Consider the following 22857-nt stretch of genomic DNA (forward strand, 5'->3'; position numbering starts at 1 on the left):
GCGGGAGGATATTATGTTCAATAAGAAAAATATTATTATCATATCGGTACTGCTCGCAATATCCGCTTGTATATATGGAATGCAGATTCTCATATTTAAGGATGTGAGAAATACAGAGTTCTATATATTTCAAGATATGGCATTCATACCTATAAGTATTGCAATTACAACTGTTGTAGTCGGGGAGCTCCTCGATATCAATAATAAGCGTGACAGTCGTCAAAAGACGCGAATGTTAACGAGCACATTCTTTAGCGATATAGGTTTTGAGCTTATGAGTATGCTTGCTCTTGTATCCAATATAGATGAAGAACTACTTCACACAATAAATGACACAGAGTTATCTGATTCGGATAAAATCACCGCCATCAAGAATAGTGGTCTTACTGTCAATGCTGATATGGGGATTTATACAATAATCAGCGATGTAATCATAGCATCAAAGACAGACATCTTGATCCTTTCTTCAAATCCAATGTTATATGACCACGAGTACTTCTCTGATCTGTTGTGGGAGCTTCTACACTTAATGGATGAATTTAGATTACGAGGCGATTACGTTAAGCTCACGCCAAATGATTTGACGGAGTTAAATAGTGATTTTGCCCAGGTATTGGAACTCCTACTTATAAACTGGGTAGTAAATGCTAAATATCTAAAAGAAACTTATCCTAATTTCTATAGGACAATAACGTCATTCTTAGACAATTAAATAATATACTTTGAAAATAATATAAAATCCACACGGTGCAGAATACTCCATAGATATGGAAAGCTTGCTTGCGTGTGGATTTTTTTGTTGATTTAAATCAAATGCTAGTTAAACATAAAATACAATAGTACAACGATTCCAAGCACTATTCTGTAGTAACCAAATACCTTGAAATCATGCTTCTTGATATAGTTCATGAGTATTTTGATGATGAATAACGATACTACAAATGCTACTATCATTCCGACAAGCAGAACTATCAGTTCGTTTCCTCCAAAATCGAATCCGTATTTTAGAAGCTTTAGTAGGCTAGCTCCAAACATTACAGGAATTGCCATGAAGAATGTGAACTGCGCTGCAGTTTTACGGTTAACACCTATAACTAGTGCACCGAGAATTGTAGATCCCGAGCGTGATGTACCAGGAAATACAGCTGCCACGAGTTGAAATAATCCGATGATAAACGCCTGCTTATAGGTCAGTTCATCCAGCGAATTAGTAGTAGGCTTTAGATGCTTATTACGGTTCTCAGCAATGATAAAGAGAACACCTATTAATATGAGCATGATTGCTACTACCTTGTAGTTGTAAAAATGCTCTTCAATCGCATCATCCCACTTGAGACCGACGATTACAGCTGGTATACATGCCACGATGACTTTGAACCACATAGACCAAACATCCTTGCGGATATATTTCTTAGATTTGTCTGATGTAAAAGGCCATATGTCATTCCAAAATGTTATTACTACGGCTAGAATTGCTCCAAGCTGAATCACCACCAAGAACATACTCATAAAATCCTTATTGACTTGCATAGGCCAAATCTCGTTAACAAGAATCATATGACCAGTACTAGAAACTGGTAGCCATTCTGTAATGCCTTCAACAATACCAAAGAAAATCGCTTGCAAAATTACAGTCATTTTAAACTCCTTTTCTCAATAACCAATACATTATATCAAAAAATCTAGAGATTTGCTTAATTGATGTTAACGTTTGCTGGGAAAAATTACAATTAAAGTTGTTATAGCACAATTGCATTTTGTAATATTAATTAAAAATATTGGACTATAAAAGTAGACTTACGGTTATAATTTTAGTATAATTGTTAAAAATTGATTTAGTATGTATAATTCACTGAAGAAGGAAGACGTAGAAGGAGAGATTGAATGAATTCTAGAGGACTAAAAAGAGTTATGGCTGTGCTATTTTCTTTTGTTCTGTTTATGGTAGCAGGAATTTCTGTCTATGCGGCAACAAATGAGACGCAACCAGCAACTAGTTCTACAGCTGGAGTTGTAGCAACGGCGGGTAGCGGTGTTGCTCACGGCGTATCTCCTAGTGTAGCAAATGAAAAAATCGATATCCCTCTTAAGGTAGAGTGGACGGGTAGAGATAGAGTTCCAGTTGATGTTACACTGTGGGCTAACGGTGTTAGAAAGCGACTGTTTATCTAGACTATCAGAAACACTGGGAGCATACCTTTAGAAATATGCCTAAGTATGATGAAAATGGTGATGAGATTAAGTACACTGTAACTCAGCCTAATATAACTACATACGGAAGCTTCAAATATAAGACGACGATTTCTGGCGATGCGACAAGTGGTTTTGTTATCAAGAATTTCTCACTAATCGACATAACTGTAGGTAAGTCGTGGAACATGATACCTAATATTGTAATTCCAGGTACACCAAGTCCTGCGGCTCCGCCTACTATGTTTTTCGTGACAAATGTTTTGAGTGCCTTTGATGATGCTATGAGCTATTCCTTGGATACAAGCCTTGCTGCTGATTCAAATACAGAAGATGAAAATTACGATGACCCTGTCAATTCTTCTGATGATGGAGAGCAACCTGATGACAGAAGTAAATCAAAGGTTGCAGTTCCCGATTCTATCACAGTTAAGCTTTTAGCTGACGGCAGAGTAGTTGATACAATGCAGCTAACAAAGGATATGGATTGGACTGGCAAATTTGAAAATCTTCCAAGGTATGATGAGAGAGATAATCACGAGATACAATATACAATTGAGGAAACACCTGTACTCGGCTATAAGACAGAATATCTTCATACTAGTGTTATCGATGTAGTGATCAATAAATCCATAATAGACATTCCCGTAGAGAAGAAATGGGTAGGTAAGAAGAGCGGTCCAGTGGAAGTTAAGCTTTATAGGACCTGCAAGGTAACAAAGTATGACTATAATCTTAACAAGAATGTAACAACTACTATAGACGAAGAAGTAGATTCTGCAGTGCTTAACGATTCTAATAATTGGAAGCATACATTTAAGGATATGTATGAATTCTATATAGAAGATGGCGAAAATCCAGTTATCTACAAATACTACGTGAAGGAAGTAAATGTTGCCGGATATGACACGGATATTACTGGCGATCAAAACGAAGGATTTATTATAACTAATACCTCAACTGATAAAATTTCCATTCCTGTAGAGAAGAAGTGGGTAGGAGAAGCTGCTGATAGTGCAAAGGTTAAACTGTTCGCAGATGGTTCAGAAGTTGGTGAGGTAGAGCTTAAAGAAGCGAACAACTGGAAACACGTATTTGCAAACCTACAGAAATACAACAATAGCAATCAAGAGATTAAATATACTGTAAAAGAGGTAGGTGAAGATGGAAATCTAATTAAGTTCGGTGGTAAATCATATAAGGTTATTTATAAGGGAAATGCTACGGATGGATTTACTGTTACCAATGAGAAAGAAAATCCTCCATCGACGACAACACCAACACCTAAAAAGCCTTCTGTTCCAAAGAAACATATTTCACCGAGAACTGGTGATGATAGCCATCTAGCGCTATATACATTGATGCTTGGGACAGCTGCTTCGGCGCTTGGACTATTGGGCTATAGACGTGGAAAGAAAGCTAATTAATTTACTTTTAAAACAACTTCATTAATAATTGCCCTCATTGCTCAATTTGAGCGATGAGGGTATTATTGTGCCATAATACTGTAATGAGCTTCATAAATAAGATATATAAATCTCTTATTGCAAATATTTAAAATTAAGTTAAAATATGCAAAGTAATAATTATTATTAACAGCAAAAAGAAGTACGGGGATTTGCTAAAGCTCCCTCTTAAATAGGAGGTAATGCTATTTTTGAATTTATGAAAAGGAGCGATAGAGCCCTCAATATAACATCTGACAATTGTAAACCTAGAGACAGAGCGTATTTACTACAGTATGAAGAATCTCTAAAAGGCGAGGCTCTCAAAGATCCAATACTGGTTCATATCAAATCTAGAGATGGACTAGTGCTCAAGGGACGGCTCTATAAGAAGCAAAAAAATAAGCCTAGAGCTGTTGTAATTGCTGTTCACGGCTTCCATAGCGGAGGTCTAAGAGATATGGGCAGATTCGCTGATATGTATTCAAGGAACGGATTTGATTATCTAATCATTTCTCAGAGGAGCCACTTTGATTCAGAAGGCGAATATCTAACTTTTGGTGCAAAGGAGTCATTGGATGTCCTTGATTGGGTCGATATTGTACGCAAGATATATGCACCTGATATTCCGATAATTTTACACGGAGTATCAATGGGAGCGGCTACGGTTTTAATAGCTGCGGGCATATATGATAACCTTGTAGATGATAATAGCAAACCTAATATAATCTGCTGCATAGCAGATAGCCCATATGACAATATAATCGGCCAGATAGAGTATTTATTGGGAAAGAGGAGTAATATTACCAAAAAGATAGCTATAGGCCTATTTAAGGCAAATATGCGGCTTAGAGCAAAGGCTAATGCTAGTGATGCATCTCCGATTACATCTATGTCACATATAAAGCTCCCAATTATGTTTGTGCACGGTAAAGACGATAGATATGTACTGCCTGATAATTCGTTAAGATTATATGAAGTATGTAAGTCAGAGATTAAGGAGTTACTTATAGTAGAAGAAGCTGGACATGTGTGTTCGTATGTTGTACAGCCAGATGAATATGAGAAGACTTTCTCTTCATTTGTTGACAGCATTATAGAGTGACCACATGAAGGAAATTTATCAAATAGATTACCCAATTTGAGCCGCATAATTTGAGCGGCTTTTAGTTTTGTCATTTATAGTAGAAATTAAAGACCCTCCCAATAGGGAGGGCCTTTGAGACTTTGATCATATAATTTATTACCTCATTATGAGATTATAATCTTATTTCGCACCAAAGAAATCCTTGAACTGTCCATATACAATCATAGCCATGAAGAGAGGTCCGATCCATCTGATGCAGAAATTGTAGAATCCTCTAGTCTTGAATGTACGAGCTCCACCGTTCTCGATTTCTTCATCGAGGGAGTGAGGTACAACCCATCCAAGTAGGATAGCCATGATGAGACCTGTTAGTGGCATCAAGATGCCTTCAGCTAGACAATCCCATACGCTGAGAACGTCAGCCTGTCCAAATAGGTGGAACCAGTTCATCTTAGGGTTTCCGCCTAGGCTGTCAGCAGTTGTTAGGAAGTTTCCTACGAATGCTGCAAGTGCCATGATAACAGAAACTTTAACTCTGCTTGCAGGCTTACCAGCCTTAACTCTGGAGTCGAGGATAGCAGAGATACCAGCTTCCATCATTCCGATTGAGGAAGATAGAGCTGCGAAGAATACTAGTAGCCAGAATGCTAGCTGGAAGAACTTTCCAGTAGTACCCATCGACTGGAATACAGTAGTCATCGAAACGAATAGTAGTCCAGGGCCACCGCTTGGCTTTAGACCAAATGCGAATACAGCTGGCATGATAGCCATTCCTGCGAGAACAGCTACTATGGAGTCACCTGCAGTGATGATAGCAGCGTTAGACTCGAGGTTTTCCTTCTTACCGAGGTATGAACCGTAAGCGATGATACAGCCAGAAGCAAGTGACAGTGAGAAGAACATCTGTCCACCAGCAAGTCTTACTACTTCGAAGAAGTCAGTCTTCCACATTGTTAAATCAGGGTAGAAGAGGAACTTAAGTCCAGGACCAGCCCCAGGAAGTGTGCAAGATCTGATAACTACAGCTATTAGTAGGAAGAATAGTGCAGGCATAGCGATTTTACAGAACTTCTCGATTCCGCCTGATACTCCTCCAAATACTATTACCATAGTGAGTAGAAGGAATGCAGTCATCCATGCTACAGAGTTTCCAACGTTTCCGATCATGCCACCGAATAGAGCACCAGGATCCCCAGTGTTGAGAACTGAATTCTTCACGAATAGAGCCTGAATTGACTCAAATAAGTATTTAGTGATGTATCCACCAAATGTGCAGTAGAAGCAGATTAGGAACCAAGGAACGATAGTCTGAAGAACACCGTTGAACTTGAATCTGTGATCAGCTTCTTTGTATGCTTCGATAGCAGCCTTCTGAGTCTTACGTCCAAGAGCAATCTCGGATAGCATCAGAGGATATCCTACTACGATAGCAAGAATTGTGTAAATAATTAGGAATGCGAATCCGCCGCCAAGTCCTAGCTTATAAGGGAAGGACCATAGGTTACCAAGACCTACAGCGGAACCAAGTGCAGCCATCAAAAATCCAAAATTGGAATTAAATTGGCCTTTGTTGTTTTCCTGTTCCATTTTAAATAACCTCCATACATAGAATAATCAAAGTCCTATTACAAGTACAGTTTGATTATAGAATTGGTGTATTGTGTTGTCAATATGACTTCATCATCACAAATTCGACACTTTTTCACTTCGTATGGCATAAGCCTTTTATTTCAACTAATACAGAGATATTGATATAATTTTAATTATTAAAAATTTTTGTTACATCAATAAATATTTTAGAAAATAGCTAGAATTTGTAACATCATTATTAATATAAAAGGTGAGGATAAAGTGCTTCTATGTATAGAGAAAAACAGCTTCGCAGTGTTTGCGGAGCTGTTTTTACAAAGTAATTTTTCAGTCATTATAAAATTTCAACAACTAATCTAGTCAAGCTTTATGCACCAGGGATGGTAGGTCCAGAATTAGTATTTGATGATGACTGGCTGGTGTCATCATCGGTATCATCATCCTCTTCATATTGCTTCTGCTGAGGAGTAGGTTTAGGTTGCACATATGTGGAACGACCTTTTTCTGTACCCTTAGTGTAGTATTCGCTTCCTACCTTTACGACATCGTTTGGCATTGATTTATACTTGCCATTCTTAGCATTAGGCACCTGATTCATAATTCTGCCCCATAGTCTTGCAGCCATACCGGACATGGATGATAGCTTGATATTAACGTCTGTACCAATCCATAGTGAAGCAGCGTAATTAGGTGTAAATCCATCAAACCAAATATCGTAATTACTGTTAGTAGTACCGGTCTTACCTCCGGCCTGAACACCACTTATAGATGCTGCTCCGGCAATACCATTTGATACTACAGTTCTAAGCATATCAGTCATGATGAAAGCGACTCCTTCATCCATGACCTTCTTTTTCTTAGACTTACTCTTTAGCAGAACCTTACCGTGCCTATCTGTAACTTTAGTGTAAGCTATAGAGGACTGACGCACACCACCGTTAGGGAAGGTAGCATAAGCCTGAGCCATCTCAAGAGGGATTACACCATTTGTAAGACCGCCAAGCGCAAGCGCCGCTGAGTTCATATCGCTAGTATCGCCTTTAGTAACAATTGTTGTTAATCCAAACTTCTTTAGCATATCTGCAGAATATTCATTTCCAACCTGGAGCTGAATCTTGACAGCTATAGTGTTGATAGATTGCTGCAATCCTTTACGCATGGTAACTGGACCAGTAAAGCTGTTGCTTGCATTTTTAGGCCATACTTTTCCGTTAAATGTCATCTGCTCATCGACAATGGTAGATGAGGCTGTTAAATAGCTACCGTAGCTCTTAACTCCTTGCTTATCATGCTTATAATCGACAAACGGCCATGTTTCACCTTTCTCTGCATAGTCAAAACTCTTCTGGAGTGCTGCACCATATACAGAGAGTGGCTTTATTGATGAACCAGCCTGCCTTGGGTTAAGTGCACGGTTATACAATCTGCTACCGGATTGACCACGACCACCGACCATCGCCTTTATCTTACCGCTTCCAACTTCTACTACAACCATTGCCGCTTGTGGCTGAATAGTCTTTTCATTTAACGAGTATGCATCTGGTTTAATGATCAATGTGTTTCCAGACTTTACCATAGCCTTAGGGAAGTCCTTGAAATAACTCTTATCAATAACCAGATTGTCGTCGCTATCTAGTTTCTTATACTTGCTTGGCACATTTATAAATCCACCTGAATATATGTAAAATGTACCGTTTTCCTGAACATATTGTTTTTTGAACTCAAGGCTATAATTTACTTTTCCACCAGCCTTTGTAGTGAATATATTTAGCCTTTTGTTACGTTTAATAGTAACTGAACCATCTTTATTAATAGTTACTTCGTCACTCTTTAGCGTAAAGTCACCGTCAGAGTTAAAGCTATCGTTATAGTCATATAATAATATGGTTCCGTTTGCGCCTATCACATTGCCAGAAGAATCCTTGCGTATACTTACTAGGGAAGGGAAGTTAGATCCTGTTTCGAATTCCTTTGTTATTACACTTTGTGCTGTAGAATCCATAGTGGAGTGTATCTGTAGTCCTCCGGTATAGATCATTCTCTCAGCTTCTTCTGGTGAAATATTATATTTCTTCTGTAGGTCGTGAGATACTTCGTCAATTACATATTCATTGAAATATGAATTTACACTCTTGTTACTTTTAACAGATGGGTTGATAAAGTTAATTAAGTCTTTATTATAAGCGGCTTTAAATTCTTTATCTGTTATATAGCCTTGTTCATGCATCAGCTTAAGGGCGGTGTCACGACGATTTTTAGATGTGTCATTAGCTATATAAGTATCTGGGTCACGAAGGATTATGTTGGTATTTCCTTCGGTTACAGAGTCTTTACCCACAAGTTTAACTAGCGCATAAGTATCAGGCGCCTGAGGTAGGGCGGCAAGCGCTGCACACTCATCGAGAGTTAAATCCTTAGGATCCTTAGAGAAGTAAGCATGCGATGCTGAATATACACCATAACTTCCAAAACCTAGGTAAATTGTATTAAGGTACGCTTCGATAATTTGCTTCTTTGATAAAGATCTTTCAATCTGACTAGCATAGTACATCTCGAGGATTTTACGCTTAATGCTTCGCTGACTCTTAATCTTTGGTAGGTATACATTACGTGCGAGCTGTTGCGTTATAGTACTTGTTCCACTTATATGACCAGAGCCTGTAAAAGACTGAACTACAGCTCCCGCCATTCTCGTCCAGTTGAACCCGTGGTGCTTCCAGAAAGTCTTGTCCTCTAGTGCTACAAAGGCATTGATCATATTCTTTGGCATATCTTTATAAGATATGAGCTGTCTATCCTGATTGTAGAAAACAGTTGAAACCTTTTTATCTTGATCGTCATAGATTACCGAGCTTTGAGCTACCGAATCATAGATATTCTCGGGATCTATCTTAGGAGCAGTACTGATTACAACGAATGTATATAGGATTGCAATCACAAACAAGATGGCAAATAAAATTATAAGATCCTTTGCAATTTTTCCTTTGCTTATAACTTTCGGTGTATTTTTTACTTTTTTTCCATTGACAACTACCGATGCGCCTAGACTTTTGTTATAGTAGGGATTTTCTTTAAGAAACAGCCTATCTTTGAGAGGCTCACCATTTCCCTTAATTAATCGTGCAAGAAAAGAACCTCTATGGTTTTTAGAGCCTTTGGTTTTAGATTTATTTTTTTTGTTTCTTTTGCTGCCTTTATCAGACGATGCATCTCCGACATTAGCAGATGCCTGTGATGTATCATCGCTATCAAGCGCTTCGAACTTAGATAGAAATTCATCTATTTCACGTTCGTTATTAGAAATCTTGTCATTATCAGACTTCATTAGAAACCCTCCAATTATAAATAATAAATATAAAGCAGATTATTACATTATATAATTCATATCATTATATCACATATATTCGTATGAAAAATATTAATAGAAGCTTAAATTAAATTATTATATAAAAACGCCTCTATTCTATCTGAAATTCATCAAATAGGGCAGAAGCGTTAAAAATGTTTTTTTAAATAGAACTGCTTAAAATTACAGTCTATTACATGATAATAAAATGCATTTTAAAAATTTATTAACCCAGATTTTGTATAAGAATTTACATAGTTTAGTATAGTATTCGTTACCTTTATACCTGCATCTTGATCATCGTCATTTAGGTTAATATGAGTAATATTAGCATCGGACTGAACACTCTTAAGCAGTGACATGGTTGTAAACTTTTGATCTCTATCAATTGGAATAGCGATTGTCTGTGCTGCTTTATCATTTACATTTGAGTAAATAGAACTGAGAGCACTAGAAAGTTTCTGGTCTTTATTTTCATATGCATCATATAGGTCATAGGTCTTAATTTCTAAACCAGATAGTGATGCTGCCGATGCATTATCCTTCATTATTTGGTCACGATATGCATTGGTAACACCTGTCGTATTCATTTTAAGATGCATAATATTACCTTCTACATATAGCTCTTCCATCGTATTTGTCGCATATACATCACCCTTTGAATACTTATGAGGAATCTTATCATCGTCACCGAACCTATAATTGCTGTTTTTATCTATATAAAGATAAGTTGTTAAATACTCAATCGTGCTTTGGGATATTGCAGTGTCCGGTAACTTTGATTCATCTGTGATAACAGAATAGGTCATCTTAGCATCTGGGAAATACTTTTTGTTTGCCTTCATAAATTTCTCGACTTGGCCGTCAAAGTACTCCTTTGTATCATCTAGGTTGTATGAATCTACAAGAAGTGTAAACTCAAGCGAACTTGGATACATATTACCGTTATTTCCCACCTTCATATCAGCAATCTGGTATGATACAGATTTATTTTTATATTTAGATACTATGGAACTGAATACATCAAATACATCTGGTTGCTGTGAGATGTAGGAGCTAGGAACATCGGTTTTGATGCCAGTAATCTTAATTTTGATACCGGTATTCTGTGTTCTCGCTTCTGTAGTATATGGGATAGATATATCACTCATACCACTTGCGAATGAATTATTTGATATATATAGTTTCTTTCCGCCACTTACATATATGACATTGGAATTTGCAGGTATATATGATTTGTTTATATTCTTTGCTCCGACATGATTATTATTTTCGTTATTCATAAAGATTGCTATTACGCTGCCTCCATTTGTCTTGGATGTTGATACTTCGTGGAGAGTAGCAAGTGCATCAGCATCAATAGCAGCAGTCTTATAATTATAATCGGCGATAACAACAGTGGCAGGAGCCGTAACATCTGACGCTGTCTTGGTGATAATTATATTACCGTGTTCGTCGGTTATAAATAAGACCTTATCTTTAGCAGTTTCGCTTTCGATAAATTTCTGCAGGTCAGAATTAGATTTAAAATCTTTTGATTTTGCTAAAAGCTGCTCGCGAAAACTCATGTAGTTTTCCTTATTAACAAGTCGAGTCTTCGTCATTTTATAATATGCAATAATGCCGACAAATGCTAAAACAATTACGAGCACAATAGCTGTGGTTTTTTTATTAGAATTACGCATGGAAATCCTTTCAGTTTTTTATATCTTATATAGAGTTCATTATACAGAGTAAGTGTGAAGATTAGAACAAGAAAATCTACTATTATGATACTTAATTAATTTCTAAATTAATCTTATAAGTGTAGATCAAATTAAAGTTGATTTCGGTAATAGTATTGTTATAATTAAATGAATACAAAAATGATAACAAAACCCTTGCACCTAGTGCAATTGTTGTGTTATAATTTTCATCGCGTTACTAGTGAATGCAACTATATTAACTACAAGGAGGTGCGGCAAATGTCCAGAAAATGTGAAGTTTGCGGTAAGGGTCAGGCTTCGGGAAACGCTGTTTCTCATTCTAACAGACATTCGAAGAGAAAGTGGAATGCTAATATTCAGTCTGTAAGGATTAGCGAGAACGGTACGGTCAGAAAGGCAAACGTTTGCACGAGTTGCCTGAGATCTGGCAAAGTAGACCGTGCCATTTAGTCTATATACCCGATTTCTTGTCTTAAACGGCTAGCCGTTTAAGGCTTTTTTTTATTTTTGAATTAAAGCGATATATAATCGCTATTCATTAAATAATCGGATATAATCTTAAATATAGGTTCACGGAAGAAAGGGTAGTTAATGCGATGTGGAGGATGTCATGCAGGTGCTTAATAAATCTCATTATGGAGCTATAAACATCACTAAACAAGTTATGAATAAACTTGTCCTTGATGAATTACTTAAATATGAAGATATTGTATTCCCATGCAGCCAGACAGGAAAACCCTTAAAAAAAGGATTCTTTTCCGGTATAAATGAACTACTTTCTTCTATTGAGATTCACGAGGCAGCTAATGGGACTTACATAGTCTTCTATATTATAGTAAAGTTTGGTGAAAGTATTAATGAGATTAGCAATGCTATTTTTGATAGTATAGAGCGTGACTTCGAAATGTTTTCTCTCGTCAAACCTGTAGAGATAAAGGCCTGCATTAAGGGTGTACAAGCTGAGCATCTTACGAGAAGAGATGTTGAAGTGATTAGGACGAATGAATAGAGTATGAGATTAAGCGATAGTATAACTACAATTAAGGGTGTGGGTGCTAAAAAGCAAATACTGCTCGAGGCTATGGGAATATCCACTATATACGACTTACTTGAGCATAAGCCATTTAGATATCAGAACAGACTGAGTAGGGAGCCTTTTATGGATGTTCCTGAGGGTAAAGATGTTTTGATAGGTGGCATATTGATTAATAAAAGGCTTAGGTCTATAGGAAAAGGTCGAACAATGCTTGAATGTGCGCTACGAGATGAGAGCGGTATCTTTCACGCAATTTTTTTTAATATGCCGTTTCTTGAAAAGAATTTAAGATTGGGCACTGATTACACATTGTTTGGTAAGATGAAGTGGAGAAATGGGGCAAAGACTATTGTCAATCCCGAAATGTATCCTACGGATAGTCCTCGTGACATTCGTGGCATAATTCCTGTCTATAGACGCACTGCAGGAATATCCTCTAATGAATTATCTAAACTGGTTCGAAGCATAGTGGACAAGCTAGATGAATCATGTGAGTGGCTGGGCGATGAGCTTATCGAGAAAAATAATCTTGCTCCCGAAGACTATGCATATAGGAATATTCATTTTCCAGAAAGTGGAGCAGCCTACAATAGGGCAAAGTTTAGATTAATATATGATAAACTACTGGCATTTCAATATTCCGTTCTGTATAACCGTCGAATTCTTGATGAAGAATGCGGAAACTCAAAGATTGCCCCAGTAGACATAGGCAAGTTCTTAGAGTCTCTTCCTTTTAGACTTACGTTAGGGCAGCAGAGTGCAATAGATGATATAGAACATGATTTAATGAACACAAGAGCCATGAACAGGCTCGTACAGGGCGATGTTGGCTGCGGAAAAACTGTCGTCGCTGAAACAGCTATCTTTCATGCTGTTAGTGCGGGGTGGCAGGCTGCGTTTATGGCGCCAACTGAAATTTTAGCTAGACAGCACTTTGCTAAGCTTAGTGTGGATTTTGCAAAGTTCGGAATGAGAATAGCGCTTCTTATCAGTGGACTTAAATCAGCTGAGAGAAGAGAAATTCTTTCAGGTATTTCTAGCGGTGATATTGATATAATTGTAGGGACACATGCTCTCATTCAGTCTGATGTAGAGTTTGCAAAGCTTGGTCTAGTTATAACCGATGAGCAGCATAGATTTGGTGTTAACCAGCGGAAGATTTTGTCAGAAAAGTCAGAAGCCGTTAATGTACTGGTAATGTCGGCAACTCCAATTCCCAGAACGCTCGCGGCTACAGTCTTTGGTGATATGGATTTTTCTGTAATAAAGAGTAAACCATCGAATCGCAAGGATATAATAACAAGATATGCTACCGAAAAATCTCGAGAACGTGTGTATGCAAATGTTTATAATGAGGTAAGGAGCGGTAATAGAGCGTATATTGTAGCACCGTCAATCGAGGAAAATGAAGAAAGCGATTTAATATCTGCGGAAGCGCTGTATGAAGAACTGAAAATAAAATTCAAGGGTTTAAAGGTAGGGCTTATTCATGGAAAACTTGAAAAATTAGAAAAAGAGCGAATAATGAATGAATTTGCTGATGGATCTATCAATGTGCTCGTATCGACTGTTGTAATTGAAGTTGGTATAGATGTTCCTGAAGCAACTGTCATAGTAATTGAAAATGCAGAAAGATTCGGCTTAGCTCAGCTACATCAACTTAGGGGAAGAGTCGGAAGAAATGATTTGCAGTCGTTTTGCTATCTAATTTGTTATAGTGATTCTGAGAATGCAATAGCACGAATGAATGCCATGGTAGAGATTAGCGATGGATTTGAGATTAGCGAAGAAGATTATAGGCTGCGTGGTGCAGGTGATTTGATGGGGACTATGCAGCACGGGTATTCTGGTAATAGTTTTTATGACTTATTTGGATATGATAAAATATTAAAACTTGCAACTTCTGACGCAGAACAGATCCTGTCTAAGGATCAAAGTGAGATTAAAGAGCTCGTAGACATAGAGCAGCTGCAGCTTCGAACAAACAATATCATGATGCAAGATAATAGTAATATAATATAGTAGGAAATAGCAAAGGAGATATCAATGAGGATTAATTCCGGCAGGTTCAAATACAGAAAATTGGAGATTCCTGAGAGCGCTAGACCCACTACAGAGAAAGTTAGAGAAGCGGTCTTCAGCATGCTTATAGGTAGGGTAGAAGGAGCGACTGTGCTTGATTTGTTTGCAGGCTCGGGATCATTAGGACTCGAAGCTCTATCAAGATGGGCTGAGTTCTGCGTTTTTAACGAAGGTGATAGAAAAAACTATAAGATTCTAAAAAATAATATTACAAATTGTAAGGCTGAAGAAATTTCTTCAATATATAATAATGATTTTAGAAAGGCTCTTACACTTGCAAATAGAGAGTTTGATATAATATTTGTAGACCCTCCTTACCGTGAAGGGTATTATGGTGAAGTCTTTGAACTCGTTGAGGAATATGGGCTTTTGGCAGATGGTGGAGTGATCGTAGCCGAGCATTTAAACGATAATGAATTATCTGACAATATACTTGGCTTCTCTAGAACTAAGCATAAAAGGTATGGAACTATAGGTGTAGACTTCTTTGAAAGAGCTTAAAGCCTTGCAAATACAATATCTGTTTGTTAAAATACGTTGAGAGATGGTGATAAATATGAAGAGAACTGCAATTTATGCGGGTTCTTTTGATCCGATAACCAATGGTCATTTGGATATAATTGAACGCGCAGCTAATATGTTCGATAGTTTGACTGTCGGCATAGCCGTTAACAGTTCTAAGACTCCACTCTTTACTTTGGATGAACGCAAGAGGATAATTTCCAAGGTGACGGAACACATACCTAATATCGAAATCGATGTATTCGATGGACTGCTCGCAGAGTATGTTAACAAGCACGATTTCGAAGCGGTTGTTAGGGGGCTTAGAGCAACTACTGATTTTGAATATGAAATTCAGATGGCGCAGATGAATGCTCGCTTATACACGGGTGGGACAGAGACTGTTTTCTTGATGACAGACCCTCGGTATTCGTTCATTAGTTCATCTCTCATCAAAGAAGTGGTATCTTATGGTGGCGATGTAGATGGGTTGCTACCAGACTATGCAAACGAAATGATTAAAACAAAAGTTGATAATCAATAAACTAGGAGGAAATCGTTATGAGCGACGCATCAATTAGAGTTATGACACTACTTGACGATCTCGAGGAAATTCTGGCTAATGCATCTAAGGTTCCTTTTTCGGAGAAGGCAATTGTAGATAGCGATGAAATTAGGAGTATTGTTGATGATATCAGACTCAGTATGCCTAAGGACATTCAGCAGGCAAAGTGGGTTAAGGACGAGCAGGACAGAATTCTTAACGAAGCAAGAGGTGAGTACGATAAGGTAATCATCGCAGCAAAAAAGCAGGCTGAATATCTTGTTGAGAATGATATTATCAAGAAGGAAGCTGAAAAGAGGGCAGATGCTCTTATCTCTGAGGCTGAAAATCATAGCAGATATATTAAGCTTCGTTCTTATGAGTATGTAGATAAGCTTCTTTTCGACATGCAGAATGATATTGCGAAGGTTGCTACAGAGTACATTCAGCCAATGAATGATTACTTCACTGACATGCTAGGCGAGATGAATGGAAGAGTAAATGGAAACCGTCAGGAAATGAAAGCGCTTGCTGAACGCATTCAGGGCGGAGCATCATATAGCGAAGGACAGCAGACAGCTCCCGAAGTAGAAGAAGAGGAGCAATAATTACCCGATGAAAGTTTTGGGAATTGTTGCTGAATACAATCCTCTTCATAATGGACATTTGTATCATATCAATAAGGCAAAGCAAGAAACTGGTGCTGATGCAGTAATAGTCGCTTTAAGCGGAGATTATATGCAACGTGGTGAGCTTGCTGTGGCTAACAAGTGGGTTAGAGCAGAGTCCGCAATTAAGAATGGAATAGACGCAGTGTTTGAGATACCTGTTTATGCATGTCTCGGCAATGCGTCTGTTTATGCGTCTACGGCAATTAAACTTCTCTCTGCAACTGGTTTTATAGATGTTATATCATTTGGTAGTGAATCGGGTAATCTAGAAAAATTGACAGAGACTGCCTCTAATCTGAATGACATAAGGATAGGCGAGAGGATTAATGAACTGTCAAAAGAGGGACACAGTTATCCAAAGGCGCGTTTAATTGCGTACGAGGAGCTATTTGGTGATAGTTCTAATGAAATTTTAAGTAGACCAAATGATACACTTGCACTTGAGTATATCAAAGCAAATGCAGTCCTTAAAAACTCAAATATTGATCTTCACACTGTAAAACGCGAGTCATCTGGGTATTCAGCAGTCTTTGATGCTCGTATGAAATTTCAAAGTGCATCTGGAATTAGAAAAGCCATTCGAAATAATATTGATGTATCTGATTTTATGCCTGAAGATTCAGTGAAGTACATGAAAAATAAATCTGCTGTCATTAGAGACAGAATAGATGATAATCTATTTAACCTAGTGAGATATGCCCTTTTAAATCTTTCGCCTGATGAAATTGACGAGTTTCCACAGGGTGGAGAAGGTATAGGAGGAAAGCTTCTGGATGCAATTAACAAATGTAAGTCGGCAGATGAACTTATTATGGCGGCAAAGAGCAAGAGATATACATATACCCGCATTTCAAGGCTTTTGATGCAGATTGTACTAAGGATTAAACGCACCGAGTTTGATGGAATGGATCCAGGATACCTTAGGCTACTTGCTGCTAATGAGATGGGGAGAAAGCTTGTTAGAATGGCAAAGAACGAAGAGTTAAATATGCTGCCCATATTGACAAATATCAACAGGGAAGCTCAGAATCTACCAATATTTGCTAAGAATCAATTGCTTCTTGACATTAAGGCTGCGGATACTTACAATATTGTAGCAATGAATGATATGTACAAAGAATCGGATCGCGTAAAAAGTCCGATAATGCTTTAAATTTCATTGACATAGATAGATGTTACGTATATAATATTGACTTGTAATGCGTGAAACGTAATTTCAATATTTGAGATAATCACATTTGTAAGGAGGTGTCGACAATGGCAGTACCAAAGAGGAAAACATCGAAAGCAAAGACTGCTAGCAGAAAGGCTGCTAACATGAAGATGGGCGCTCCAGGACTTTCAACTTGTCCTCAGTGTCATGAGCCAAAGCTTCCACACAGAGTTTGCCCAACATGCGGATTTTATGATGGAAAAGACGTCGTAAATAACGCTGAATAGTTAAGACAAGCCCATGATCCGAGATATCTCGGGTCTTTTTCTTTTTTTGCAAATATACTTTACAAATAGTATAATTAAAGAATATATAATGTATAAACACGAATTGGGGAATTATGGCAGAGGATAAGAAAAAACGTGGTCCAGGCAGACCGCCCGGAAGTAAGAATAAGTCAAAAAAATCTGCATCTACTTCTAATAATAAGAGAAGCAGCAGTAATGCGGAGAATGCTGAACAGAAGCAGATTCGTGAGATGCAGGAAAAAAGGAATTCACATAGAAAGCTTATTGATGAGATATGGGGAATTGCCATATTTGCAATAGGTGTTTTTTTGATATTTACGATGAAGAGTGATAGTACTGGAAGTTTCGGTCACGGAATACATAACATTTTACGAGGTCTATTCGGCGGGATGTCTTATGTGCTTCCATATTTTTTGATATTGGTTGCAATTTGCTTATTCCTTCAGAAGTTACAGCATTTAAATGCTAGGACAGCATCATTAACTACGCTCATATATTTTATGATGTGTGCACTTAATGGATACAGATTTGTAGACTCTAATAACATCAAATTCGGATTTGGTGATATATTGATTTTTTATCGAGATGGCGTAAAAGGGTATAATGCCGGAGCTGTCGGGATGGAGTTAGCAAATGTTCTTGTTAAGCTTATCGGAAAACCAGGATTGATCATTCTTGGCTTAGCTTTGATTTTTATATCTGTGCTCTTAGTTGCTAATACCCCTATTTCTAAGCAAATACACGCATTTAGAGAAGCTCGAGAAGAGAAACGTCTAATTAGAGAATTTGAACGTTCAGGAGGGAGCATTGGACCGTCATCAAGTTTTGGAGTGAATAAGGCTGATGATGTAGGGGTTACTTCGGATAGAACTGATAACAATAAACAAATGAAGTTTGGAGAGGACGAGCAAGTAGGCGTGAGCGTTACTTCTGCAGCCTCTTCAGCCGTAACTGATTATAGCCTTTCTGGAAATACGAGTCATGTCTATACTGACGAATTGGAAGAAGAACCAACATCAGGTTTATTTGGTAGAATGCTTGCCAAACACCTTAATTCAAGGAAGGAAAGAGCTCAGGCGAATGATACCGGAGATTCTAGAATACAACCTACAAAAGAGAGCTCAAACATAGGTGTTTCGCAGAATAGCGAAGCCTGTGGAAAGAAAACTGCCGCAGGATTTCCAGATGAGGATACTAGGAGAGAACTAGCGGATATGCTCGATAATGGATCTGACTTTGGTGGAGATGAAAGTGTAGTCTATGAGGGGTATAGAGGGAAGGATGCAAGCGATATTGGTCGTGGCCTTGGTACTGGAGATGATTTATCATCACGAGGGCAAGCTGGCTATGGGCTCGATGGTGCTATAGAATCATCATCTTCAGGATCGACAGGTCTTTGTGGATATGATGGAATAAGTGATGATAGAAGCATTTCTCCTAAGTCGGGATTAGGGCTTGATGATTCAAATGCAGGAAAAACTTCAAGGTCTAGAATTGCAACTTATCGCGGCCCAGGGACACCTGAATTTGATGGATTAAAGGCACAGGAATCCGCATTGAAATCAGGTCTTGGTACAAGTGCAGGAATAGGTGCGGCAACAGCTGCTGGAAATCTTGTACCTGGAAAATCTACAGAAGATGCCGTATATAATCAAAAAGAAGATACTAGACCGACTAAGGCTGACCATGACGAAATTGTAAAGCAGGTGGAAGAAGGTCAAGCAAAGAAGGAAAGCAAATATGTATTCCCTTCGGTAGATTTACTAAATAGGCCTAAGCCTAATAACAATATGATGAGTGGCAATCAACTTGAAGAACGAGCTCGATTGTTAGAACAGACCTTGAATGATTTTAATGTAGAAGCGAAGGTCCTAAATGTTACACAAGGTGCGTCTGTTACGAGATATGAAGTTCAACCGGCTACAGGCGTTAAAGTTAGTAAGATTACAGGGCTTGCTGATGATATTGCTCTTAATATGAGGGCAAAGAGCATTAGAATAGAGGCTCCAATCCCGGGTAAGGCAGCTGTTGGAATAGAAGTCGAAAATGAAAAAGCAGCACCTGTACTTATTAGAGAGCTAATCGAATCTAATGAGTTTAAGCATGCAAAGTCTAAGATAAGCTTCGTCGTGGGAAAAGATGTTTCGGGAAGGAATGTCATTGCAGATCTTCACAGCATGCCTCACATGCTTATAGCAGGTGCAACTGGTTCTGGTAAGAGTGTGTGTATAAACACCATAATTACAAGTTTCCTTTACAAAGCTTCGCCAGATGAAGTTAAACTTGTACTTATCGACCCTAAGGTGGTTGAACTAGGGAGCTATAATGGAATACCACACATGTTAATACCTGTTGTTACAGATCCCAAGAAAGCAGCTGCTGCGCTTAACTGGGCAGTAAACGAGATGCAACAACGATATAACAAATTTGCTGAGATTGGAGCTAAGGATCTCACATCATATAATCATTCTGTTTCTAACTCTGGAGATGCAGAAAAGGTTATGCCTCAGATTGTTATCGTCATAGATGAACTTGCAGACCTCATGATGGCGGCGTCATCTCAGGTTGAAGAAGCTATATGTAGACTAGCACAGAAGGCAAGAGCCGCTGGTATGCATCTAATAGTAGCTACTCAGAGACCATCTGTTGATGTTGTAACTGGTCTGATTAAGGCAAATATTCCTTCAAGAATTGCATTTAGTGTATCATCGCAGTTTGACTCACGTACAATTATCGATACTGCTGGAGCTGAAAAACTTCTCGGTAAGGGTGATATGCTCTTCTCACCGGTTGAGGCTAATAAGCCTATCAGAATTCAGGGTCCATACATATCAGAGACGGAGAGTGCTGCGGTAATTGACTTCGTAAAATCGCAAAGCGAAACGGAATACCGAGAAGATGTGATTCAGAGCATTGAAGTAACAGACAAGCCTGTTGCACAGGAGTCAGCAGAAGATGAACTAACTGAAGATGCAATAGAATTTATTTTAAAGCAAAAGCAAGCATCGGTTTCTATGTTACAGCGTAGATTTAGAATTGGATATAATCGTGCAGCTCGCATCATTGATGAGATAGAAGATATGGGCATAATTGGTCCGTCTGATGGTTCAAGACCTAGACAAGTGTTAATGACCGAGGAGGAGTATTATGGACCAGCTGATCAGACGACCTTTGATAGCGGAGCACAAAATGACGATTTGGATCCTAAAGACGATGAAGTGGTAAATAGTAACGGAGATTTTTAATGACAAATACGAACAAGACGTTCTATATTGATACCTTAGGGTGTGCGAAGAACGACTATGATTCGCAGGTTTTGGCAGCTGAACTCATGAGTAGAGGGTGTACGCTTTCAGATTCTCCAGAATCGGCGGATATTCTGATTGTAAATACTTGTGGTTTTATTGAATCGGCGAAGATTGAATCAATTGAACATATATTCAGTATGGCAGCTATTAAAGGAGAGACTAAGAAGCTTGTAGTAACAGGCTGTCTCTCAGAACGTTATCATGAAGATTTGGTAAAAGAGATTCCTGAGGTTGACATTTTTACAGGTGTTAATGACTACGACGAACTTCCTGAACTATTGCTATCAGCTGAAGAAGTGATGGCAGATAGTGTTAAGGGGAAGGTTGGTAGAGTTCTGCCATATAAAGAAAGGGTTCTTCCGAAGAATTCGTATTCTGGCGTTCTAAAAATTGCTGAAGGCTGTAATAATACATGTGCATTTTGCGCCATTCCAAAAATTCGCGGACCATATCGAAGTAAAAAAATTGAGGATGTAGTTCGAGAAGCGGAAGTTATGGCTGAGCAAGGCATTAAAGAACTGACAATCATAGCACAGGATACATCTTATTACGGCAAAGACCTTTATGGCAAAGCTATGTTGCCAAAACTCCTAGAAGAGCTATGTAATATAGATGGTATCAATTGGATTAGAATCATGTACGTTTACGATGATGGGATTACTGATGAGCTCATCGATACCATTGCTGCAAATGAAAAAATATGTAATTACTTAGATATACCAATCCAACATATTTCAGATAACGTGCTTAGCCGGATGAGGAGAAATTCAACAGGAGATTCCATCAGGGATACATTCAAAAAATTGCGCGATAATATCCCAGGGGTACATATTAGAACCACTTTGCTTGTAGGATTTCCGGGAGAGAGCGAAGAAGATTTTGATGAACTTGTAGAATTTGTAAAAGAGGCTAAGATCGATAGATTAGGTGTATTTGCATTTTCTGATGAAGAGGGCACTCTATCTCATAGACTCGATGGAAAGCTACAAGAAGAAGTAAAAGAAAATCGCAGAAATACTATAATGGAACTACAGGTTGGTATAAGTGAGGAACTCAATCGAAATAAAATTGGAAAGATTTTCGAGGTTATGGTCGATGAGGTTCAATCTGATGGTGAATACATAGGTAGAACAAGGTATGATGCACAAGAGATTGATAATGAGGTTACTTTCACTAGTAAGCTTGCTCATATGTCAGGGGATATTGTAAAGGTTAAGATTACAGAGGCTTATGAATATGATCTCATAGGTGAGGAGGTTTAGATGAATTTACCTAACAAACTTACAGTTGGCAGAATGATTGCTGTTCCATTTTTTGTCGCTGCATTTATGTTGCAGTATTACATGATAGCATTCATTATATTTATTGCTGCTTCGTTTACTGATTTATTGGACGGGAAGATTGCTCGAGCAAGAGGCCTTGTTACTAACTTCGGGAAGATAATGGATCCGCTAGCGGATAAAATACTGGTATACTCAGCGCTTTGTCTTTTAATAGGTGAAGGAACGATTCCGGCATGGTCGCTTATTGTTATTTTGGCTAGAGAGTTTGCGGTAAGTGGAATGAGAACAGTTGCAGCCTCAGAAGGTCGAGTAGTTGCCGCTGGAATGAGCGGTAAGATTAAGACAGTCCTTCAGATGCTTGCAGTCCCTACACTGATTCTTGCGCTCACGTTTGATTCAGTATATGTGCTGATGACAATAGGTATGGCGCTTTTCTGGGCCTCTTTGGCAGCAACAATTTATTCGGGATGCGAGTATATAATCAAAAATAAAGATGTATTCTCAATGTAAATTTTGCATTTCAAATATAATGCAAAATGTCATTAGTATTAGTATCAAAACATATATTTAATATATTAAACTTACTCGGGGTGCTCAGGTACGCCGA

At 38.2% G+C, this 22857-nt stretch carries 19 protein-coding genes; 15 read left to right on the forward strand and 4 right to left on the reverse strand.

The genetic code is table 11. The annotated features are described in order from the left end of the window. Positions 1-13 precede the first annotated feature (13 nt). A complete protein-coding gene (locus C5Q96_RS02370) occupies positions 14-712 on the forward strand; it encodes a hypothetical protein (protein WP_106056843.1) in 699 nt (232 codons plus the stop codon). A 104-nt stretch (positions 713-816) separates the two neighbouring features. On the opposite strand, the gene C5Q96_RS02375 is transcribed toward C5Q96_RS02370, so the two are convergent. After that, on the reverse strand, positions 817-1638 hold the full coding sequence (locus tag C5Q96_RS02375; RefSeq protein ID WP_106056844.1) for an undecaprenyl-diphosphate phosphatase: 822 nt from the start codon (positions 1636-1638) through the stop codon (positions 817-819). A 246-nt stretch (positions 1639-1884) separates the two neighbouring features. Between C5Q96_RS02375 and C5Q96_RS02380 the strand changes: the two genes are divergently transcribed. The 3 genes from C5Q96_RS02380 to C5Q96_RS02390 all read left to right on the forward strand — a co-directional run bounded on the left by C5Q96_RS02380 (position 1885) and on the right by C5Q96_RS02390 (position 4740). After that, a complete protein-coding gene (locus C5Q96_RS02380; RefSeq protein ID WP_106056845.1) occupies positions 1885-2172 on the forward strand; it encodes a hypothetical protein in 288 nt (95 codons plus the stop codon). Between the two features lie 35 nt (positions 2173-2207). Continuing rightward, the gene (locus tag C5Q96_RS02385) at positions 2208-3617 is read left to right on the forward strand and encodes a Cna B-type domain-containing protein (RefSeq protein ID WP_106056846.1); all 1410 of its coding nucleotides are present in this window, start codon (positions 2208-2210) and stop codon (positions 3615-3617) included. Positions 3618-3855: 238 nt separating this feature from the next. Then, the gene (locus C5Q96_RS02390) at positions 3856-4740 is read left to right on the forward strand and encodes an alpha/beta hydrolase (protein ID WP_106056847.1); all 885 of its coding nucleotides are present in this window, start codon (positions 3856-3858) and stop codon (positions 4738-4740) included. A 162-nt stretch (positions 4741-4902) separates the two neighbouring features. On the opposite strand, the gene C5Q96_RS02395 is transcribed toward C5Q96_RS02390, so the two are convergent. The 3 genes from C5Q96_RS02395 to C5Q96_RS02405 form a co-directional block, all read right to left on the reverse strand. Further along, on the reverse strand, positions 4903-6309 hold the full coding sequence (locus C5Q96_RS02395) for a sodium-dependent transporter (RefSeq protein ID WP_106056848.1): 1407 nt from the start codon (positions 6307-6309) through the stop codon (positions 4903-4905). Positions 6310-6679: 370 nt separating this feature from the next. Next, positions 6680-9637, reverse strand: coding sequence for a transglycosylase domain-containing protein (locus tag C5Q96_RS02400; protein WP_106056849.1), 2958 nt, complete (start codon positions 9635-9637; stop codon positions 6680-6682). 236 nt (positions 9638-9873) lie between these two features. Then, positions 9874-11226 carry a zinc-binding metallopeptidase family protein gene (locus C5Q96_RS02405; protein WP_158696662.1) on the reverse strand — a complete coding sequence of 451 codons (1353 nt, stop codon included), beginning with the start codon at positions 11224-11226 and terminating at the stop codon, positions 9874-9876. Positions 11227-11622: 396 nt separating this feature from the next. On the opposite strand from C5Q96_RS02405, the gene rpmB reads away from it, so the two are divergent. The 11 genes from rpmB to pgsA all read left to right on the forward strand — a co-directional run bounded on the left by rpmB (position 11623) and on the right by pgsA (position 22760). Further along, positions 11623-11814: a 50S ribosomal protein L28 gene (gene rpmB / locus C5Q96_RS02410; RefSeq protein WP_094234211.1), complete on the forward strand. Its 192-nt coding sequence runs from the start codon at positions 11623-11625 to the stop codon at positions 11812-11814. A gap of 160 nt (positions 11815-11974) precedes the next feature. Continuing rightward, the gene (locus tag C5Q96_RS02415; RefSeq protein ID WP_106056851.1) at positions 11975-12373 is read left to right on the forward strand and encodes an Asp23/Gls24 family envelope stress response protein; all 399 of its coding nucleotides are present in this window, start codon (positions 11975-11977) and stop codon (positions 12371-12373) included. A gap of 3 nt (positions 12374-12376) precedes the next feature. After that, entirely contained in the window at positions 12377-14422 is a 2046-nt protein-coding gene (recG, locus tag C5Q96_RS02420) for an ATP-dependent DNA helicase RecG (protein WP_106056852.1), read from the forward strand. A gap of 24 nt (positions 14423-14446) precedes the next feature. Then, entirely contained in the window at positions 14447-14983 is a 537-nt protein-coding gene (rsmD, locus tag C5Q96_RS02425) for a 16S rRNA (guanine(966)-N(2))-methyltransferase RsmD (RefSeq protein ID WP_106056853.1), read from the forward strand. Between the two features lie 55 nt (positions 14984-15038). Continuing rightward, the gene (coaD, locus tag C5Q96_RS02430; RefSeq protein ID WP_106056854.1) at positions 15039-15527 is read left to right on the forward strand and encodes a pantetheine-phosphate adenylyltransferase; all 489 of its coding nucleotides are present in this window, start codon (positions 15039-15041) and stop codon (positions 15525-15527) included. A 17-nt stretch (positions 15528-15544) separates the two neighbouring features. Beyond that, positions 15545-16135 (forward strand): hypothetical protein, encoded by a 591-nt coding sequence (locus C5Q96_RS02435; protein WP_106056855.1) that lies wholly within the window; start codon positions 15545-15547, stop codon positions 16133-16135. Between the two features lie 7 nt (positions 16136-16142). Then, on the forward strand, positions 16143-17351 hold the full coding sequence (locus C5Q96_RS02440; RefSeq protein ID WP_106056856.1) for a tRNA(Met) cytidine acetate ligase: 1209 nt from the start codon (positions 16143-16145) through the stop codon (positions 17349-17351). A gap of 104 nt (positions 17352-17455) precedes the next feature. After that, the gene (rpmF, locus tag C5Q96_RS02445) at positions 17456-17638 is read left to right on the forward strand and encodes a 50S ribosomal protein L32 (RefSeq protein WP_094234218.1); all 183 of its coding nucleotides are present in this window, start codon (positions 17456-17458) and stop codon (positions 17636-17638) included. Positions 17639-17751: 113 nt separating this feature from the next. Further along, positions 17752-20904 carry an FtsK/SpoIIIE family DNA translocase gene (locus tag C5Q96_RS02450; RefSeq protein WP_106056857.1) on the forward strand — a complete coding sequence of 1051 codons (3153 nt, stop codon included), beginning with the start codon at positions 17752-17754 and terminating at the stop codon, positions 20902-20904. Next, entirely contained in the window at positions 20904-22229 is a 1326-nt protein-coding gene (gene rimO, locus C5Q96_RS02455) for a 30S ribosomal protein S12 methylthiotransferase RimO (RefSeq protein WP_106056858.1), read from the forward strand. Before C5Q96_RS02450 ends, rimO begins: the two co-directional genes overlap by 1 nt. After that, positions 22230-22760, forward strand: coding sequence for a CDP-diacylglycerol--glycerol-3-phosphate 3-phosphatidyltransferase (pgsA, locus tag C5Q96_RS02460; protein ID WP_106056859.1), 531 nt, complete (start codon positions 22230-22232; stop codon positions 22758-22760). Positions 22761-22857: the final 97 nt, after the last annotated feature.

This window comes from Mogibacterium diversum, assembly GCF_002998925.1.
Lineage (GTDB): Bacteria > Bacillota > Clostridia > Peptostreptococcales > Anaerovoracaceae > Mogibacterium > Mogibacterium diversum.

Coding starts and splice junctions, on each gene's coding strand:
- C5Q96_RS02440 (WP_106056856.1), top strand. CDS start 16,143: ATGAAAGTTTTGGGAATTGTTGCTGAATACAATCCTCTTCATAATGGA.
- recG (WP_106056852.1), top strand. CDS start 12,377: ATGAGATTAAGCGATAGTATAACTACAATTAAGGGTGTGGGTGCTAAA.
- C5Q96_RS02415 (WP_106056851.1), top strand. CDS start 11,975: ATGCAGGTGCTTAATAAATCTCATTATGGAGCTATAAACATCACTAAA.
- rpmB (WP_094234211.1), top strand. CDS start 11,623: ATGTCCAGAAAATGTGAAGTTTGCGGTAAGGGTCAGGCTTCGGGAAAC.
- C5Q96_RS02435 (WP_106056855.1), top strand. CDS start 15,545: ATGAGCGACGCATCAATTAGAGTTATGACACTACTTGACGATCTCGAG.
- coaD (WP_106056854.1), top strand. CDS start 15,039: ATGAAGAGAACTGCAATTTATGCGGGTTCTTTTGATCCGATAACCAAT.
- rpmF (WP_094234218.1), top strand. CDS start 17,456: ATGGCAGTACCAAAGAGGAAAACATCGAAAGCAAAGACTGCTAGCAGA.
- C5Q96_RS02400 (WP_106056849.1), bottom strand. CDS start 9,637: ATGAAGTCTGATAATGACAAGATTTCTAATAACGAACGTGAAATAGAT.
- C5Q96_RS02405 (WP_158696662.1), bottom strand. CDS start 11,226: ATGAGTTTTCGCGAGCAGCTTTTAGCAAAATCAAAAGATTTTAAATCT.
- C5Q96_RS02375 (WP_106056844.1), bottom strand. CDS start 1,638: ATGACTGTAATTTTGCAAGCGATTTTCTTTGGTATTGTTGAAGGCATT.
- C5Q96_RS02390 (WP_106056847.1), top strand. CDS start 3,856: ATGAAAAGGAGCGATAGAGCCCTCAATATAACATCTGACAATTGTAAA.
- rimO (WP_106056858.1), top strand. CDS start 20,904: ATGACAAATACGAACAAGACGTTCTATATTGATACCTTAGGGTGTGCG.
- C5Q96_RS02380 (WP_106056845.1), top strand. CDS start 1,885: ATGAATTCTAGAGGACTAAAAAGAGTTATGGCTGTGCTATTTTCTTTT.
- pgsA (WP_106056859.1), top strand. CDS start 22,230: ATGAATTTACCTAACAAACTTACAGTTGGCAGAATGATTGCTGTTCCA.
- C5Q96_RS02370 (WP_106056843.1), top strand. CDS start 14: ATGTTCAATAAGAAAAATATTATTATCATATCGGTACTGCTCGCAATA.
- rsmD (WP_106056853.1), top strand. CDS start 14,447: ATGAGGATTAATTCCGGCAGGTTCAAATACAGAAAATTGGAGATTCCT.
- C5Q96_RS02450 (WP_106056857.1), top strand. CDS start 17,752: ATGGCAGAGGATAAGAAAAAACGTGGTCCAGGCAGACCGCCCGGAAGT.
- C5Q96_RS02385 (WP_106056846.1), top strand. CDS start 2,208: ATGCCTAAGTATGATGAAAATGGTGATGAGATTAAGTACACTGTAACT.
- C5Q96_RS02395 (WP_106056848.1), bottom strand. CDS start 6,309: ATGGAACAGGAAAACAACAAAGGCCAATTTAATTCCAATTTTGGATTT.